General features: G+C 60.6%; 14 protein-coding genes and 1 other annotated feature. Of the genes, 5 read left to right on the forward strand and 9 right to left on the reverse strand.

The genetic code is table 11. The annotated features are described in order from the left end of the window. Positions 1–38: 38 nt before the first annotated feature. Complete coding sequence (locus ABC728_RS08965; protein WP_416621259.1) at positions 39–1,451, reverse strand: amidase; 1,413 nt, start codon at positions 1,449–1,451, stop codon at positions 39–41. Between the two features lie 496 nt (positions 1,452–1,947). Between ABC728_RS08965 and ABC728_RS08970 the strand changes: the two genes are divergently transcribed. Further along, positions 1,948–2,676 carry a GntR family transcriptional regulator gene (locus ABC728_RS08970; protein WP_416621258.1) on the forward strand — a complete coding sequence of 243 codons (729 nt, stop codon included), beginning with the start codon at positions 1,948–1,950 and terminating at the stop codon, positions 2,674–2,676. Between the two features lie 46 nt (positions 2,677–2,722). Next, the gene (locus tag ABC728_RS08975; RefSeq protein ID WP_416621257.1) at positions 2,723–4,060 is read left to right on the forward strand and encodes an alpha/beta fold hydrolase; all 1,338 of its coding nucleotides are present in this window, start codon (positions 2,723–2,725) and stop codon (positions 4,058–4,060) included. A gap of 22 nt (positions 4,061–4,082) precedes the next feature. On the opposite strand, the gene ABC728_RS08980 is transcribed toward ABC728_RS08975, so the two are convergent. From ABC728_RS08980 to ABC728_RS09000, 5 genes are all read right to left on the reverse strand, one after another. After that, positions 4,083–4,871, reverse strand: a complete 789-nt coding sequence (locus tag ABC728_RS08980) for an HpcH/HpaI aldolase family protein (protein WP_416621256.1) — start codon at positions 4,869–4,871, stop codon at positions 4,083–4,085. Between the two features lie 105 nt (positions 4,872–4,976). Next, entirely contained in the window at positions 4,977–6,596 is a 1,620-nt protein-coding gene (locus tag ABC728_RS08985; protein WP_445376406.1) for a long-chain-fatty-acid--CoA ligase, read from the reverse strand. A gap of 130 nt (positions 6,597–6,726) precedes the next feature. Continuing rightward, positions 6,727–7,737, reverse strand: a complete 1,011-nt coding sequence (locus tag ABC728_RS08990) for an NAD(P)H-dependent flavin oxidoreductase (RefSeq protein ID WP_416621254.1) — start codon at positions 7,735–7,737, stop codon at positions 6,727–6,729. A 65-nt stretch (positions 7,738–7,802) separates the two neighbouring features. After that, complete coding sequence (locus ABC728_RS08995; protein WP_416621253.1) at positions 7,803–8,276, reverse strand: nuclear transport factor 2 family protein; 474 nt, start codon at positions 8,274–8,276, stop codon at positions 7,803–7,805. Between the two features lie 17 nt (positions 8,277–8,293). Beyond that, positions 8,294–10,720: a TonB-dependent receptor gene (locus tag ABC728_RS09000; protein WP_416621252.1), complete on the reverse strand. Its 2,427-nt coding sequence runs from the start codon at positions 10,718–10,720 to the stop codon at positions 8,294–8,296. A 382-nt stretch (positions 10,721–11,102) separates the two neighbouring features. Between ABC728_RS09000 and ABC728_RS09005 the strand changes: the two genes are divergently transcribed. Beyond that, the gene (locus ABC728_RS09005) at positions 11,103–11,960 is read left to right on the forward strand and encodes a fumarylacetoacetate hydrolase family protein (protein WP_416621251.1); all 858 of its coding nucleotides are present in this window, start codon (positions 11,103–11,105) and stop codon (positions 11,958–11,960) included. Positions 11,961–12,159: 199 nt separating this feature from the next. Here the strand turns inward: ABC728_RS09005 and ABC728_RS09010 are convergent, their stop codons facing one another. Next, positions 12,160–12,894 carry a Crp/Fnr family transcriptional regulator gene (locus ABC728_RS09010; protein ID WP_416621250.1) on the reverse strand — a complete coding sequence of 245 codons (735 nt, stop codon included), beginning with the start codon at positions 12,892–12,894 and terminating at the stop codon, positions 12,160–12,162. Between the two features lie 324 nt (positions 12,895–13,218). On the opposite strand from ABC728_RS09010, the gene ABC728_RS09015 reads away from it, so the two are divergent. Next, positions 13,219–14,769, forward strand: a complete 1,551-nt coding sequence (locus tag ABC728_RS09015; RefSeq protein ID WP_416621249.1) for a UxaA family hydrolase — start codon at positions 13,219–13,221, stop codon at positions 14,767–14,769. Between the two features lie 113 nt (positions 14,770–14,882). Here the strand turns inward: ABC728_RS09015 and ABC728_RS09020 are convergent, their stop codons facing one another. Together ABC728_RS09020 and ABC728_RS09025 are read right to left on the reverse strand one after the other, a co-directional pair. Further along, entirely contained in the window at positions 14,883–15,011 is a 129-nt protein-coding gene (locus tag ABC728_RS09020) for a hypothetical protein (protein ID WP_416621248.1), read from the reverse strand. 102 nt (positions 15,012–15,113) lie between these two features. Continuing rightward, positions 15,114–16,049 (reverse strand): IS110 family transposase, encoded by a 936-nt coding sequence (locus ABC728_RS09025; RefSeq protein WP_445376291.1) that lies wholly within the window; start codon positions 16,047–16,049, stop codon positions 15,114–15,116. Between the two features lie 339 nt (positions 16,050–16,388). On the opposite strand from ABC728_RS09025, the gene ABC728_RS09030 reads away from it, so the two are divergent. After that, positions 16,389–17,617, forward strand: a protein-coding gene (locus tag ABC728_RS09030; RefSeq protein ID WP_445376347.1) for an IS3 family transposase whose coding sequence is annotated in 2 segments (ribosomal slippage) — positions 16,389–16,683 and positions 16,683–17,617 — 1,230 coding nt in all. Because the reading frame shifts where the segments join, the coding sequence is not laid out codon by codon here. Next, positions 16,670–16,786 (forward strand) — a sequence feature (AL1L pseudoknot). It overlaps the preceding gene by 117 nt. Positions 17,618–18,016: the final 399 nt, after the last annotated feature.

Below are 18,016 nucleotides of genomic sequence, written 5' to 3' on the forward strand. Positions count from 1 at the left end.
GAAACCAACCATCCCCAGGTGAAGGGGCATCCACACCATCAGTTCAGGCATCGCGGACGGGGCAAGCTAGGAGCGCTCAGCTCTGCTGCATAAGAGACCCGGAGAAGACCCGCTTCGTCGAATGGCCGAGCAACAAGTTGCAAACCGTAGGGTAGTCCTTCCGGGTCGAGCCCGTTGGGCAGAGACAGGGTCGGATGACCGCTGAAGTTGAATGGCGCGGAGAAAGCGATGGCAGCCGCAACCGCTTCTGCAGGAACCTCCGGCTCCACCGCCAACATGGCCAGAGGCGGAACACGCGATCCGATACCCGGGAGCAGCAGATAGTCAGCCTGTTCAAACGCGACGTCCAATAAGGTGTTCGTCCGACGACGCGCGGCCGCGGCACGCAGTAGGTCGTCCACGGTTGTCTGATCACCAACGGTCATGAGTTCGCGCACGTTTCTGCCAAACAGTCCGATATTTTGTCGAAACCGCTCGCGCCCATATGCCTGCAAGGCCTCGGACCCCGCCACCCCGAGCCAATGGTGACAAACCTCTGGTATCTTCAAGAGGTCGACGGGCACCACCACCATGCCCGCCTCCTCAAGCCGTGTGACGGCAGCCAGCGTCGCCTGCACGATCTCGGGCTCGGCATAAGTCTCAAGGTAACGGACATCAATGCCGAGGCGCAGGCCGCGAACGTTCCCTGAAATCGTCGCCAACGGATCGCCAATCTCGGCTGCCGCGCTGAAGGGATCACCATTGTCGTGGCCGGCGACGGCCTGATAAAGCAGGCCGACATCCGTCACCGATCGCGCGAACGGACCAACATGATCAAGGGTGGTGGCGAATGGGTGCACGCCGCGCCGACTGATCCGGCCGAAGGTCGGCTTCAGTCCAACGATACCATTCACGGCACTTGGAAATCGGATCGAGCCGCCTGTGTCGGAACCGAAGGCCCCGAAGCAGAGCGAGGCCGCTACAGCCACCGCCGATCCCCCCGATGACATGCCAGGCGTCCTGTCTGCAGCCCACGGATTAACAGGTGCGGGCGCGACCTGGGGCGGGTAGCCAATAAAGGCAAACTCCGCCGTCGCCTGCTTGCCCAACATGACGGCCCCGGCCGCGTTCAAGCGATCAACGACATGGGCGTCATGTTCCGGCATGCGCCCGCGTAACTGGGCGGAGCCGCACGCGGTCACCATCGTCGCCGTGTCGAAAATGTCTTTGATGCCAAGCGGAATGCCATGAAGCGGACCGAGATAATCGCCGGCAAGAATCCGGGCTTGGGCCAGTTCGGCCGCCCGCAAGGCCCCAGCGGCATCAACATGCACATAGGCATGAAGATCAGGATTGATCCGCTCGATACGCTCAAGCATTGCGGCGGTCAGCTCGACGGGCGAGACCGACTTGTCTTCGATCAGCGGCGCGATTTGCGAAATCGATCCGCAGCAGAGATCATCAAGATCCATGGTCGTTCCTTTACTCGAATTCCGGTGGTGTTTCTGGTCTGTTGCTCCGGTCGGGAGATGGCACCATGAGGGTCGGTGAAGGCGTTCCCCGTGCCCTTCACCCGGCAATGAAAACCCGCATTTCCACCAATGTCTGATGTGACCCGCCATTGATCTGTCGAGCCGCCACGGAGTGGACAGGCGCGACATCAGGCGCGCGATCCCGGCTGCACAAATTGGCGCACCTGCGACCGAGCATTTCGATCGTCGCCTTGTGAAACGGCTTCTGCGGATCATTCGCCACAGATTATGGCATCAGAGCCTTCTATAAAATCGATGCTCCCCCATTACGCATGACAGGTGGATTGGTGCCATGCGTCATGGTTATTTATAAATTTTTTGTTGTCCAGGGAATTTTTCGGCGCATATCGACATATTCATCGCAGGTATATATAAATTCCCAAAGACGGACGACCTCCTATGACGGCATCTGAGGCAAACGTGGAAAGGGAAATCGTTGGCGGACCAAGAACAGGACACGATGATCTCATTCCTTGCGCGACCGACCGGTCGCGCGGGCGTGGATCGCGCACTTCGAGAGATCGTGCTGGGCCTGGTAAATGGCCGCTATCAGCCGGGTCAAAAGCTGAACGCCAACAAGATCGTCAAGGAGATCGATGTCGGTCTGGTGCCGGTGCGCGAGGCCCTTCACCTGCTTGCCGGCCAAGGCGTGATCGAGCTTCTTCCGCAGAAAGGTGCCCGGGTCAAAGGTATGTCGCGTGGCGAGACGGAGGAATGGCATGAGGTATTCCGCGTGCTCACGCTCATCGGGATACGTAAGGCCGCGCGGCTGCTCCGCGAACAGCCCGCGTTGCAGTCGGCGTTGGCCCATGCGCGTGCTGCGCTGGAGCCGTTGCCATCGGCGGATTCAAATGCACGAATTGTGACGGCCTTGCTGGAGTTTCATCGTCGCATCAACGCCTTCTGCGGATCCGAGTTGCTGGATGAGGCATCACGCCGGCTGCAGGTCGTCCACTGGATCAGTTTCGTTGCCCAATATGCCTCGCTCGTTCCCCACCGGATCGTCATCATGGAAAACTATTTCCGGTTGGCCGATGCGTTGAAACGCGGCGATATTGAGTCCGCTGTCGCCGCCTATAATTATGAATGCGCCTTTCTCAATGCGCTGATCCGTGGCGAACACCCTGACGCCGGGATGAACTGGCTCCAGAACATATCGTTCTAAATTTCCTGGCACGCCGCCGGTTGCTGTCGAACTCTTTGTAACAAAGATGACAGAACGCGGCCTTCTGTCCGCCTATTCAGAAGATCGAGAAGGCGCGGTGACGGTCGGGCATATGCCGGGGCAGGTTCTGCTTTGGCTGTGGATAGGCTGCATCGGCTTGCCGGCTTCTGGATTGGTCACCGACAAAGCTGCCGACATCAAGGGCAGAAGACGAGAACGGATAACCATGGCGATGCATGCGATCGGTCCCTTGTCACCAGCTGTTCTGCCCTCCGGTATAAGATCTCGGATCGTCGAGAATGTGAACGGTCTCCACATGCACCTATTGGAGGCCGGGCACGCATCGGCCCCCAGGGGCACCATCCTGCTGCTCCACGGGTTCCCTGAGTTGGCCTTTTGTTGGCGACGGGTCATGCCGCTGCTGGCGGAGCACGGCTATCATGTGATCGCACCCGATCAGCGCGGCTATGGTCGGACCACGCCGGATCCGGTCTCTTACGACGATGCCATCGAGCCCTATTCCCTTCTCAACCTTGCTGGTGACATGGTCGCGCTATTGGGGGCGCTTGGCTTGAACGGTGTGGACGCCGTCATCGGCCATGATTTCGGCTCGCTCGTCGCGGGCACCTGCGCATTGGTGCGCCCCGACCTCTTCCGGCGACTGGCGCTGCTGGGCACCCCATTTGCTGGAGCGCCCGCGCTGGGCACGCGCCTCGGACCGCCGCCGGAAGACGACATGATCCATGCAGCGCTTCTGGCACTTGCCGTTCCACGGCGGCACTATCTGCTCTATTACGCCGGTCCCCAGGCCAACCACGAGATGTGGAAATGCCCGCAGGGTGTGTCGGACATGCTGCGCGGCTATTATCATCACAAGAGCGCCGACTGGTCAGGCAATCACCCTCGCCCACTCGGTGGGTGGAGCGCAGAACAGCTTGCCCTCATGCCCGATTACTACATCATGCCGACGAACCGGACGATGGCGGAGATCGCCGCCGCGAACATGCCCGCTGATGAGGTGGTCAGAAAATGTTCATGGCTGGACGCGGCCGATCTGGCGGTTGTCGCGGATGAATTTGCACGGACCGGCTTCCAGGGTGGCATGCAGTGGTATCGAAGTGCGATGCGCGGCGACATGGCCCGCGGCCTTGGATTGTTCGCTGGTCGCCAGATCGAATGTCCAACGCTGTTTGCCGCCGGTGAGGGAGACTGGGCGGCCTATCAGGCACCCGGCGCCATCGAAGCGATGTGCGCGCGCCTGACCCCAAGGCCGCTCACGCCGCATTTCATCGCCGGCGCCGGTCATTGGCTGCAGCAGGAGCAACCCGTGCTCCTGGCCGACATGCTGGCGGGCTTCCTGGCCGGAGTGCCCACAGGCAGTTAGGCCGGGACGGTCCTTTCCCGCATCAATAGGCAGACGAGGCCGTCCCGCCCGGGGCCTCCGCAAACCGGCGGACATCACTCAGGCCATTCATCAACATATGACCGAGATCGCTGCCAACCGTGACGAAATCAAAGCCAAGCCGCACCATCCGCCGGGCATAATCCGCGCTGTGATTGTGGATACCGGCGATCTGGCCCCTCACCTTGGCGGCGGCCGCCAGCGTTTCGTATATCCCGAGCAGCTCGGGTTCCGGCCGGTCAAGCATCGCGGGAAGGCCCATCGAGAGGCCCAGATCACCGGGACCGACATAGATGCCGCCGATACCCGGTGTGTCCATGATCGCCTGGGCATTGTCCACCGCCTCGCGGGTCTCGATCTGCGGCAGAAGAATCAGGTGCCGATTGGCGTCGCGGTGCCGGTCATTGTCCGGCGGCGGGAATGGCGCACCACGCACCGGGCCGGATGACCGCTCCCCAAGAGGCGGATAGAGCGCATGGCGAACCAGGCGCCGGGCATCCTCGGCCGAGTTGATCATCGGGCAAATGATGCCGATGGCACCCGCGTCGAGCATTCGCCCGATTACACCGGGCTCATTTATCGGAACGCGGACAAAGGGAAAAACCGCAGCCCCCTGCAGAACGGCCAGTGCGGTGACAGCACCGGCATAGTCCCACCAGCCATGTTGCATGTCGATCGTAACGCTGTTCCAGCCCAGTTTGGCATAGGCTTCGATCGCGACCGGCGACGGCATCACCGACCAGCCGTTAAGACATGGCTTTTGATCAGGAAGCCTGCTTCTCACGGAATCCATTTGTCAGCTCCGATTTACCCCGGACAAGGCGGCGCATATGGCGGGGCCTTGGTCTTGGACCAGTACCAGCGTCGACGCGTCTTTGAGAAATCACGAAGAATCCGCTCATCCCAACTGCGACCATTCCCGGATCGCCTTCTTATCGATCTTGCCAACGCTGGTAAGCGGCAGATCCTCGACGATCTCGACGTGATCGAGCCTGGCGTAACGACTGATCTCGCCCCGCTCCACGGCCGCATCGACGGTCAGCAGAATGCGCGTGATGTCGGGCCGGGCGCCCGCTCGCGGGACGATGAATGCCACGGGGCGTTCCTGCCATTGCGGATGGGGAACGCCGACGACGGCGACCTGCGCGACGTCGGGTTCTGCCAGGATGAGCGTCTCCAGTGTCTGCGAACAGATCCATTCACCGCCGCTCTTGATCACATCCTTGATGCGGTCCCTTATTTGAAGCGCGCCATCTTCGTGCAACGTCGCGACGTCCTGGGTGTGCAGCCAGCCGCCATGCCATAGCTGCGCGGAGGCCGTCGCATCGCCGACATAGCCCGGCGTCAGCCATGGCGACCGCACGACCAGTTCGCCATGGCTGCGATCATCGCGGGGAACCGGCTGCATCGCATCATCGACAACGGAGACCGTTACAAGCGGGATCGGATATCCGCTGCGCGCGGCACTATGGCCGCTCTCCGGCGGCACCGACGCCCGCATCAGGCTCACAACCGGACCGGTCTCGGACATGCCATAGCCGGCAAGAACCCGCAGCCCGGCAGCCTGCGCCGCCGCCAGCAGATCGGGTGAAAGCACAGAGCCCCCGATCAGCATCTTCCAGCCGTCAAACTTGATCCCTTGGCTGTCGGCAGTGTCCATCACCATGCGCAGCACTGTCGGCACGCAGTGTGAGAGCGTAACGCCGTGTCGTTGGTGCAGATCGACGATCAAAGACGGCTCGTAGCGTCCCGGGTAAATTTGGGTCAGGCCCAGCATCGTCGCGACATAAGGAAACCCCCATGCATGAACATGGAACATGGGCGTGAGCGGCATATAGACATCGCGATAGCCGATCTGGCCATCGGCGCCGAGTGCCGCCGCCACCGACAGGCTGTGCAGAACGAGCTGGCGATGCGTGAAACACACGCCCTTCGGGAGCCCCGTCGTGCCGGTCGTGTAGAAGGTCGTCGCGACATTGTTCTCGTCGAGCGTCTCATCGAACGGAAAATCAGCCCGCGAACGCGCCAGCAGATCCTCATAAGAGCCGCCCGCCCAGCCCGGCAAGGCATCGCGGGCTCCCTCCGTGATCACAACATGGTCGCGCACATCGGGAAGGTCATGCCGGATGGCCTCGACAAGCGGCGCGAAGTCGCGATGGATAATCAGGATGCGGGCGCGGCTTTGCTGAAGCGTGTATCGGATCTGATCCGGGGACAGGCGGACATTCACCGTCTGCAGCACCGCCCCCATCATTGGAACGGCGAAATAGCTGGCGAGATAGCGATCACTGTCCCAGTCCAGCATCGCAACCGTATCGCCGGGCCCGACACCACGATCACGCAAGAGGGAAGCCAGCCGTCCGACACGCTCCCGCAGGTCGTGGTAGGAAATCGGCGGTTGATCCCGATAGACGATTTTCCGTTCGGCACTGCCCACCAGGGCGGCGTTGAGCAGTGACCCTATGGTCAGCGACGACATAGGGTCCGCCGTCGGGGCGGTTGGTCGCGAACCGATCATATCCACAGCTTCCTTCATGTCAAACTTGCTCCTGCGCACGGCCAGGGTGGCGCCTGCCGGCGATCGACGGAAGAGAAGCAGGGCCGCAGGCCGCTGCCGCTCCCTCTGTCCGACGGGCGCTCTGCCCCGCTCAAGCCACCTCTTCGAGCCGTCGTTCGCTCGGCTCGGCCCCAATGAACCCGGCGAGCCTTTGCTGAATGATCCACGAGGCTTGTTCCATGATCCGATCAAGCAAATCCTGAACGGATGGGATATCAGTGATCAGGCCAGCGACCATGCCGCAACTCCAGGCACCGGACTCGACATCCCCGTCACGCATGACGCGGGGGTAAACGCCAGCCACCTGATCATGAATATCGTCAATGGTCAGCGTGTCGCCGCGCTGGCGCTCGATTTCGAGCAGCGAGGTGACAGCAGCATTGTTGAGCACACGCTCCGTATTGCGCAGCGAGCGCATGACCAACCGGGTATCAAGCTCCGTCGCCTTGAGCAGGGCCTGCTTCACATTCTCGTGAACCGGCGCTTCGCGCGTGGCGAGGAACCGCGTTCCCATCGCCATCCCGTCGGCGCCCAGTGCCAGGGCAGCGACCAGGCTCCGCCCGTCGGCCATGCCGCCAGACGCGAGGAATGGTACCTTGAGCGCGGCGGCAGCAGCAGGAAGCAGGATCATGTTGGGGATGTCATCTTCGCCAGGATGTCCACCGCATTCAAAGCCGTCGACGCTGACTGCATCGCAGCCGATCCGTTCGGCCTTCAGCGCGTGTCGCACCGAAGTACATTTATGGATGACTTTCACCCCGGCCTTCCGAAGCGCAGGCAGGTGGGCTTCCGGACTCCGTCCGGCAGTCTCCACGACGCCCACCCCGCCCTCGATGATCGCCTGGACATATTCCGCATAGGGCGGCGTCGCGAAGGTGGGCAAGAAGGTGAGGTTGACGCCGAACGGTTGGTCCGTCATGGCCCGACAGCGGCTGATCTCCTGCGCCAGCAATTCCGGCGTGCGTTGGGTCAGCGCGGTCAGGATGCCCAGCCCGCCGGCATTCGAGACGGCGGACGCGAGTTCCGCCAGCCCGACATAATGCATGCCGCCTTGAACGATGGGCCGGCGGATGCCGAGCAGGTCCGTTATGCGAGTGCGCATTTTTCATCTCCAGGAGCGCTACAGTCGAAAGATGCGATGCCCTTGCGTCACCGCGTTCGGCCGTCTCAGCCGAAATCGCTTGCGATCAGAACCTTGCCGGGCCCCTGTTCGTAGGGCGTGAAGGATTTGACAAACAGCGTCATGTTCGCAAATTTCCAGCCGCCGGCGTCGCGGCGATACTGATCGGAATAGCCGGCCATCAGCCAATAGGCCTGGGTGGTCCGGCGGGCGACCGCCGGCTCCCACAGGTACCAAGTCCCGGTCGCGGTATCCCCGGTCACCTCGATGACGGGATTGGTCAAATAGTGGGCAGCAAAAAGCAATGCCTCCGGTGCGGCGGCGAAGAACGTGCGAATCGCCTCGCGTCCTTCATATCTGCCGAAAGGATCGCCATGCCAAATGGCATCTTCTGTAAACAGCGCCGCCAATTCATCCGCCGGGTAGCCTGCGTCGCACAGCCGGGCATAGTGATGTTTCAGCGTTCGTATCGCCTCGATGTCCAACAGCCGCTTGATGCTGTCCTCAATTGTCTCAACCATCGTCGTCCCCCAAGGCATCAAAAGTTGCTGCGGACCTGCACAACGAAACTGCGCGGCGGAAGCGGGACATGCAGATAGCTTGGCGCACCAAAAATCGCGGCTGCCAGCGGCGTATTGGAGGCGAAGGCGACAACATGCTGGTTCGTCAGGTTGCGCGCACTGAAGCTGACATCCCAGTCCTTCGTATTCGACCCAATGGCCACGCGCGCATCCACCATCGCGTAGCTTTTCTGCCGCTGAAGCGGATTCAGATCACCCTGAGTATAGTAGGGTCCGGAGAATCTGGTATCGGCATTCAATGACAAGAGCAGGTCATTGAAGATGTCCTGCTCCCAGGTCAGGCCGATATTGCCATTCCACTTGGCAACATACTGGTTATTTTTTCCCTTATAATTACAGTGCATACCGTCCGGCGCGTCGGGGATCTGGCCGACATAGCATAGACCATAGAAGGTCCCGAATTCGAAGTCGGTATAGGCGAAGGCACCGTGGGCCGTCAGGTTGGGCGTGATGCTCCAGCGCGAATCAACCTCCAGCCCCTTGATCCTGGCGCTGGCCGCATTGCCGACATTGTAACCGAGACCGCCATCATAGAGGCTGATCTGCAGGCTTTTGAAATCCTGATAATAGGCAGCCAGATTGATTTCGGCCTTCCGGCCGATCGAAATCTTGGTGCCTGCCTCGAACGCGTCGTTGGTCTCGTTCTTGAATTCAAAGGCACCGATTGCGTTCGCCGGCAAACCGGGCGCGGCGTAGGGAAGATTGTTCGACCGGGCATCGAAGCCACCCGACTTCGCTCCCCGTTTCCAGGACACATACGCCATGACATCGGCAGCCGGATTTCCCTCCAGCGTCACGGATGGCAGCAACGCCTTGTCGATCCGCTTGCCGCCGATCGTATGCCTATTGGCATTGAAGATGTTCGAGTAGGCGGCGAGCGTGCCCGGGCCGGCGGGCAAACCGTTCTGCGTGAAGCCGACATCGCGCGTCGCACGCTTTTCACCCCAGGAATAGCGCAGGCCGCCAATCAGACGGAGATTGCTGCTGAAATGATAGGTGGCCTGGGTGAAGGCACTCGCCGTATTGTTTGACTGGTGGACATGGCGGACGATGGCCGCGTTGTCGAGCAGGCTGCCCAGTCCCGGCGATACACCGTTGAAGATCGGGACGATGATGCTGCCCGTCGGAAACGGTGCCGCTTCGTCATAGGTATATTCGTTGTTTTCGAAATATACGCCACCAATATAGTCAATATCGCCACCATCATTCGATTCCAGACGAATTTCCTGACTAAATTGGTCATATTCTTCCTGGCCCTGCGCATAGAAGACGTTGGCCGCCGTGAAGTCCGCGTCGAACAGATCGCGATATTTGTAGCCTGAATATCCCGATATTGCGGTGAGTGTGAAGGGATCGAACGTCCGGGTGGCCGTCAGGACAAATTCCTTGGCGCGGTTGATCGAATGGGTTCCAATTGCGGAACCCTGCCAATTGCTGACATTGTCCAGCACACTCGTCGGCTGCCCGAACTGCGTCAGGATTTGCGCATAGGTCAGCCCTTTGAAGGGACCGGCAGTGGCGGGACTTTCATCGGCGGTCTCTTCCGGCAGTCCCAGGCGCTTGTAATAGTCGTATTCGCCTTTCAGGGAGACGGTAAGATCGTCCGTCACATCATAGGTCAGAATGCCGCGGACCTGGCGTTCTTTCAGCGACGGGAAGCCCTTGCCCGTCTGGTTATTGTTCATGAAGCCGTCACTGTCATTGTAGCGTGCCGCCACGCGGAAACGCAGCGCTTCCGTCAGTGGACCTGAAATGGCGCTTTCCGCCGAATAGCTCTTGAGGTTCGTATCAAAGTGGGTGACCTCCCCCACCGCATAACCCTCAAAATCGGAGGTGGGCTGCGCAGTCGTCACGTTCAGGGCGCCCGCGACACTGTTTTTGCCGAACAGGATCGACTGGGGACCGCGCAGGACCTCCACGCGCGCAACGTCGAGGAAGGGGATACGCGCCTGGAACGGGCGACCGCGCGAAATGCCATCGACATAGGTGCCGACCGACTGTTCAAGGCCCTGGTTCTCGCCGCTGAAAATGCCGCGAATGCCCAGATTCTGTGAGAATGCGACCTCAACGAAGGTGAGGCTGGGTGCCAGCTTCGGCAAGTCGGCAATCCTTTCGATGCCGGCCGTCTGCATTGCCTCAAAACTCACAGCCGTGACCGCGACCGGAACGTCCTGAAGGCGTTCGACCCGGCGCTGGGCCGTCACCACGATTTCCTCCAGAGCGCTCTCGTGAGAGGACGCTTGGGCGTTCTGCGACGCTTCGGATGTCTGGGCGGCCACCGGACCGGTCATGGCAACACCCACTGCCAGTGCAGCGGCCCCTGAAAGGAGGCGCGTGGAGAGCGACCCCGATGTCGGGACGGAAAATTCCAACTCACTGTACATCGTGTTACCCCCTGTAATTATAAATTATTGACGACCCGCATATTGAATGCTGGGTTCAGACCCTTCTATCGGCAGTCTCTGGGCGCCTGTCCGATGGGGAACAAGCCTACACGCCGCCCCTTCGCCACCAATGTAGAGTTTGTCACATTTGGGGCATTTTTGTTTTGATATTCAGCGACTACTGCGGAGCGAGACCGGCCCTTGGCATGAATGGCACTCCAGCGTGATTGCCGCCCCAAAGCCATGCGTGGTTGCGTGCTTGCAAATGGCAACCTATAGTCCTGCGCACAGAAATTATAATTTCTGACCTATAGCCGAGCCACAGCGCAGACACGGCGCGGCGGTCCTCAAACGGCACTCACTGACCCACGAGGTACGAAAGATGCGACTGGCAAGATATGTTTTGGACGGCCTGCAAGGTGTGGCGGCCGCCGGTACCAATGGCGCCTTTTACGGCTTGACCGTGCATGACGAGGGCTTCCCGGGGGATATCGACGAACTTGTTGCCCAAGGCCCTGCCGCACTGGCTGCGGCAGCCATGACGTGCCTGAAGGGAAAGCCGATCGATCTGGAGCGCGCGTTCCTGCTCCCGCCGCTGGCCCGTCCAGGCAAGATCCTGTGTATCGGTCTCAACTATGCTGATCATTCCGCCGAATTCGAAGCACTGGTTCCGGACTATCCTGTGGTTTTCGCGCGCTTCCACTCTGGTTTGATCGGGCACGGTGACATCATCGAACGGCCACGGATATCGAACAAGCTTGACTATGAAGGCGAGTTCGTCGCCGTGATCGGCAAGCGCGGAAAGCACATCGCCCATGCCGATGCGCTTGACCATGTCATCGGGTACTCGTTGTTCAATGACGTGTCCGTTCGCGATTATCAGATGCGCACACCGCAATGGACGATCGGCAAGAATTTCGATCGCAGCGGACCGTTTGGTCCCTGGTTGATGACCGCCGACGAACTGCCTGCGGGATGCAAGGGCTTGCGGCTGCGGACACGCCTGAATGGTGCAGTCGTCCAAGATGCCAGCACCGATGACATGATCTTCGACGTGGCGACATTGGTCGCGACATTGAGCGAAGGCCTCACCCTCGAACCGGGCGACATGATCGTGACTGGCACGCCAGCCGGGGTGGGAGGAGCGCGCACCCCTCCTCTGTGGATGAAGGATGGCGATATCGTCGAGGTCGAACTCGACGGCTTCGGGACTTTGCGCAACAGCGTCCGGGACGAGTAACGGGACGACAGGTGCGTCGGGATAACATCCCGGCGCACCTCATCCACGCAGCTGGATCGGCCATGGCTTCAGGAAGGCGCTTGGTCAGCGGCGACGTGTCGAACAACCAAGCCACCGCGCGGACCTACGAACTGGTTCCGCTGGCCAGCACCATATCAATGGACGTAATCGGTTAATCACGCAAGCGGATGTCCGATGATCATAAGAATTCCGCCCTGGCCCTTAGTCCTTCGAGGTTAAGCAGCTCGATCGACCCATAGTGCAACGCAATCAGCCCATCGGCGGCGAAGCTCTTGAGGATTCTATGGATGGATTGCCGTGATACACTTACAAACATGGCAAGATCCGTATGCGTTACCGTGACGACGAGCCGTCCGCGCGCATCGCATCTGGCCAGTTCCAGAAGCCGAAGAGCAATCTGACTTGTCAGGTCGGCCAGTCTGGCGGTCGCGATTTGGATGCTGAGCGTCCGAAGTCGGCGGGCGAGCAGATGTAGCAGAGCGTCATCGAACTCCCGATGATCCCTCCTCAGTTTGGCGAATGCGGCCGCACTCACCACCTGAAGCTGGACATCATCGAGCGCCTCTGCTGTCTGCGGAAGAGGATGGTTGTCGATCAGACTACTGGCAGCAATGCATTCGCCGGGTCCGAGCAGTGCATAAATCATCTGATGGCCATCTACGCGCATCAGTGAGAGACGAACCGTTCCTTCAAGGACCCGATACATGGCGCTACCCGTGTCGCCATGCTGGAAGATGAACCCACCGGCACCAACGTGCCGCCGCACGGCCGCGTGCGCGACCGCTTCCCGAACCTCCGGCGGCAACCATTGCAGGAGGTCCGTTTCGACGCCCGGAACCGGCATGCGCTCGAATGAGGTCGCCGGTTGATGCTGGCCTGGTGTTCCCGATACCGAACCCGAACGCCGGATCATAGCGGCCGCGGCATATGAGCGTGGTCACAAGCCATGGGAGCCTCATGCTGAGTCATGGGTGTCAAACCGCGATGGGGGTCTGTGCGTGGAGGCAGGTTATCCAGCCAGTTGCCGAAAATCCAGCCATTGTAACAAGCTTGACAGTAGCGGCCGCCTGGAACGCGTAACCAAGCAACACGGTCAAGATAAATCGAGGGCCGACCCTACATCACTCTAGTTTCCAGCGCGCGCTGAGCATTGATGGCAGGTGCGGAGCGAAAAATTCGGCTCCGGCGCCATCCTCGTCTCTGCGCCGACGGGAGACTACAATCCTGGAAATGGACAATGACAGAGGAAATCGTGTCTCCTTCAGGCGCGTCGGACTCCGCAACGACGCACTCATTGGGAAAACCAGCGGTACTATCGCTGAATGCCGCAGACGATGTCCTGATCGCACTGCGGCCCATCGCCAAGGGCGAGCGCGTATATGATGGAATTGTCGTGCAAGATGACGTTCCCGCCGGCCACAAGATCGCGCGACGAGCACTTGTGAAGGGTGAGGAGATCAAGCGATACAATTCCTTGATCGGTGCCGCTTCTGCCGACATCAGAGCCGGTGAGCATATACATCTTCACAATCTGGAGATGCTCGACTTTACGCGCGATTATTCGTTCTGCTCGGAGGTCCGTCCGACCCCTGTCGCGACCGAAACACGCATGTTCGAGGGGATCGTGCGTGACGACGGCCGCATCGCGACCCGGAACTATATCGGTGTGATCTCAAGCGTGAACTGTTCGGCAACGGTCGTCCGCATGATTGCCGATCACTTCCGCGGGCGACTTTACAACTACCCGAACGTCGATGGCGTCGTCCCGCTGACGCATAAGCGCGGATGCGGTCTCGACGCCAAGGTGGAGGGTATCAAGGCGCTTCGCCGCTGCATTGCGGGCTACGCGGCGCATCCGAACTTCGCGCAAATCATTATCGTCGGCCTGGGTTGCGAAGTTGGCGATCTCTCCGCTGTGCTTGGTGGTGCTTCGGGAGAGGCGCTGGTCATTCAACAGTCGGGTGGGACCGCTGCAACCGTTCGCGCGGGCATCGAACGTGTGGAAGCCGCCCTGGAGCAGGCAAACAAGGTCCGCCGCGTACCCGTGCCGGTAAGCGAGTTGAAGGTAGCCCTGCAATGTGGCGGCTCGGACGGCTACTCGGGTGTCAGCGTCAATGCCGCACTTGGCGTCGCGGTCGATCTTCTCGTCGCCCAGGGCGCCACCGCCATCTTGTCGGAAACGACCGAATGCTATGGCGCAGAGCATGTGCTGACCCGTCGTGCCATCAGCAAGGAGGTCGGCGAAAAACTCGTCGCCCGCGTGAAATGGTGGGAGGAGTTCGCCTCTCGCAACGGAATGGTGATCAACAACAATCCCTCACCGGGGAACAAGGCGGGGGGACTTACCACGATCATCGAGAAGTCGCTGGGATCCATCGCCAAAGGTGGCACCACCAACCTCATGGCGGTCTATGACTACGCTGAGCCGGTGACCGAGCATGGGCTTGTCTTCATGGATGCACCGGCTTTCGATCCCGTCGGCGCGACGGCCCAGGTAGCGGGGGGCGCCACCGTCATGTGCTTCACCACCGGACGTGGCTCCGCCTTCGGTTGCAAGCCAACACCCTCCTTGAAGCTGGCCAGCAACTCCGATCTTTTCCGACGGATGCCAGATGATATGGACGTCAATTGCGGAACAATCCTCGATGGAGAGGAAACAGTCGAGGCCGCCGGCGCTCGAATCTTCGAGCACATCATCCAGACGGCATCCGGAAAAAGAACGCGCAGCGAGCGCCTCGGTTACGGGAACGAGGAGTTCGCCCCTTGGGATATGGGGGCAATGCTTTAGGCAGTGAGCGACCGGACCGAGTTTGATAGCCCCATCGCGGCGAGAAATGGTGTCCGAACATGCCAGTAGTCCGAACTAGAATATGTCAGGCCTATACTGAAGCGCTCTCCCCGTCATTCCCACGAAGGCCGGAACGACGGAGAGAGCGTGCCATCCGCTGTGAAGCATTCGATGAATGCTTCGACATCCTGGCGCTCGGCGGTTTCATAGGCCGAGCGGACAATCTTCTCGTTCTCTGTCATTTGTGATCTCCTAATACAGTTCCCGGTGAGTACAACTCATCGGGAACTGGACGGCGGCGACTGCCGCCGCGCGCCACATGGCGCGTAGCCAAGCAACTGTTTTCATGCGGCGTAAGTTCTCTGATCGCGGATGATGGCATTGGCGAGGACGACGATCTTTCGCATGATGGCAACGAGGGCAACCTTTGGCTTCTTTCCAGCGGCGATGAGTTTTTTATAGAAGGCGGCCAAGGGTGGATTTCGCCGACTGGCGACGACGGCAGCCATGTAAAGGACGGTTCGGACAACGGGCCTTCCACCGTAGATGCTGCGCGGGCCATCGCGTTTGCCGCTCTGGTTATCCATCGGGGCAACGCCGGCCAGGGCGGCGACCTGATGTCGTGTCAGTGTGCCCAACTCCGGCATATGGGCCAGCAGGGTGGCCGCCAGCACCGGCCCGACAGCAGGAATGGACTGGAGCAGGTTGTCGTTGACCTTCAAGGTTTTGGATGCCGCGATCTGCTCGGCAATGCGCTTGTCGAGGCGCAGGATCAGCAGGGCGATGGCATCCAGGCGCCGCTTGGCCAAGCGGCGCAGTTCCGGATCCGCCAGGGTCTGGGCCTGGTTCCTGACCATGGTCTGCTCGTCGAGCAACTGGCGCCGGTAGGTGGCCAGTTCCGCCAGGACCTCCCGTTCCGGATCGGGTTGGTAGGCGGCTCCGGGGATCGCCTGGGCATAGGCGGCGATCATCCGGGCATCCAGCCGGTCATTCTTGGCCCAGCGTCCATGCGCCCTGGCAAAATGCCGGACCTTGCGAGGATCGACGAGGCGGACGGGAATGCCGGCTTTCGATAAAGCCTCCATGACCGGCCGCTCATAGCCACCACTGGCTTCCAGGACGACCTGCACGGCGCGCTTGCCACACCGTCGCCGAAGGAGACTGTAACCAGCCTCGGCATTCTCGACTTGGAAAGCCTCTCCTGTCTCGGCATCCAACCCGTCCAGACGGGCCTTGCTGACGTCCAGGGCGATGATAGAGTCCTGTTGTGCCATCTTCATACTCCCTGCCTTGCACGTACGGGGCTGCAACCCCAAGCAACTGTTCGGGTCAATGAAGGGGCCGACCGGAGAACCATGCTTGGCTACGGTGTATGATCTACCTTTCCACGGAGCGGTCTTCCGGACGGATCGCCGGCCGGGGCATGCCCCGGCCGGCGATCACACATCTTACTGACATTTCGAAAACACAAAGCAACTGTTCGGGTCAATGAAGGGGCCGACCGGAGAACCATGCTTGGCTACGGTGTATGATCTACCTTTCCACGGAGCGGTCTTCCGGACGGATTGAACCGGTCCGGGATTGTCGGCGGCTCCAACTCCTGAGAGGATGGGGCTACGATGAGCAAGACAACGAACAAATTTTCGGCTGAGGTCCGCGAGCGGGCTGTTCGGCTGGTGCTGGACCACGAGAAGGATCATCCGTCGCGATGGGCGGCAGTTTCATCCGTGGCATCCAAGATCGGGTGTTCGGCGCACACGCTGAATGAATGGGTCAAGAGAGCCGAGGTAGAAAGCGGCAGCCGTGCTGGCATTCCGCTGGATGTGCTGGAGAAGTTGAAGGCGCAGGAGCGGGAGATCCGTGAGCTGCGCCAGGCGAATGAGATCCTGCGCAAGGCATCGGCATATTTCGCGATGGCGGAGCTCGACCGCCGACAGAAATGATGCTGGGCTTCATCGATGCCCACCGCCAGGAATACGGGGTCGAGCCGATTTGCGAGGTTTTGCCAATCGCCCCGTCAACTGTGCGTCGGCATGCGGCCCGCGCCGCTGATCGGGCCAAACTGCCGGCGCGGGCACAGCGCGATATCGGCTTGAAGGCCGCTATCCGCCGGGTGTTCGAAGAGAATTTCCAGGTCTATGGGGTGCGCAAGGTGTGGCGGCAGTTGCAGCGCGAGGGCATCCAGGTGGCGCGCTGCACGGTCGCGCGGCTGATGCGGGAGATGGGCCTGCGCGGTGCCATCCGTGGAAAGCCGGTGAAAACCACCATTGCCGACAAGGCCTTACCCTGTCCGCTGGATCGGGTGAACCGGCAATTCCGGGCGGACAGGCCCGATCAACTGTGGCTTTCTGATTTCACGTATGTGTCCACCTGGAGCGGGTTCGTCTATGTGGCTTTCATCATCGACGCCTTTGCCCGGCGGATCGTCGGCTGGCGAGTGTCCCGGACGGCCGACGCCGGTTTTGTCCTGGATGCCCTGGAGCAGGCCCTGCACCAGCGCCGACCGAAGGGGAAATCCGGACTGGTTCACCATTCGGACCGGGGCAGCCAATATTTGTCCATCCGATACACCGAGCGGCTGGGGCTGGCCGGCATCGAACCGTCGGTCGGCAGCGTCGGCGATTCATACGACAATGCCTTGGCCGAAACCGTCAACGGCCTCTACAAGGCGGAGGTCATTCACAGGCGAGGACCGTGGAAATCCTTTGAAGCCGTGGAATACGCAACCCTCGAATGGGTCGACTGGTTCAACAACCGACGCCTGCTCGAGCCTATCGGAAATATCCCGCCCGCAGAGGCCGAACAACGCTATCATGACGCCGTGAGCATTCAGCAAATGGCAGCATGACTCACGAACTTTTGCCGCCGACAATCCCGGCGCGGTTCAGGGCGATATCTGCGCCATGCCGATAATGATGGTAAAGGGGCGGTGCATATGGGTCGGTGGCCGGCTGCTGCCAAGTGGTAACGTTCGAATGGAGGTTCCGGGCTCCCCGACGAGCCCCTATTCAATAGGAGCCCCATAGATGGTTAGATATCGGCACCGCGCCAAGACCCAATCCAACATGTGCAAGACGCACACATGGGTTGCGATCCTTCGGCGTCAGATGACGGGTGGGCTGTATCGGAAGGCTGGAGCAAATGGCCTGGGGAGAGGGCGCATTGTGCGCCCTATGATCAAGGTGCAACGATGTCCAAGCCCCCATCCCCAACCGACAGACACCTCACCAAGCGGGCTTCACGGCTC

The organism is Niveispirillum fermenti, from assembly GCF_052474395.1.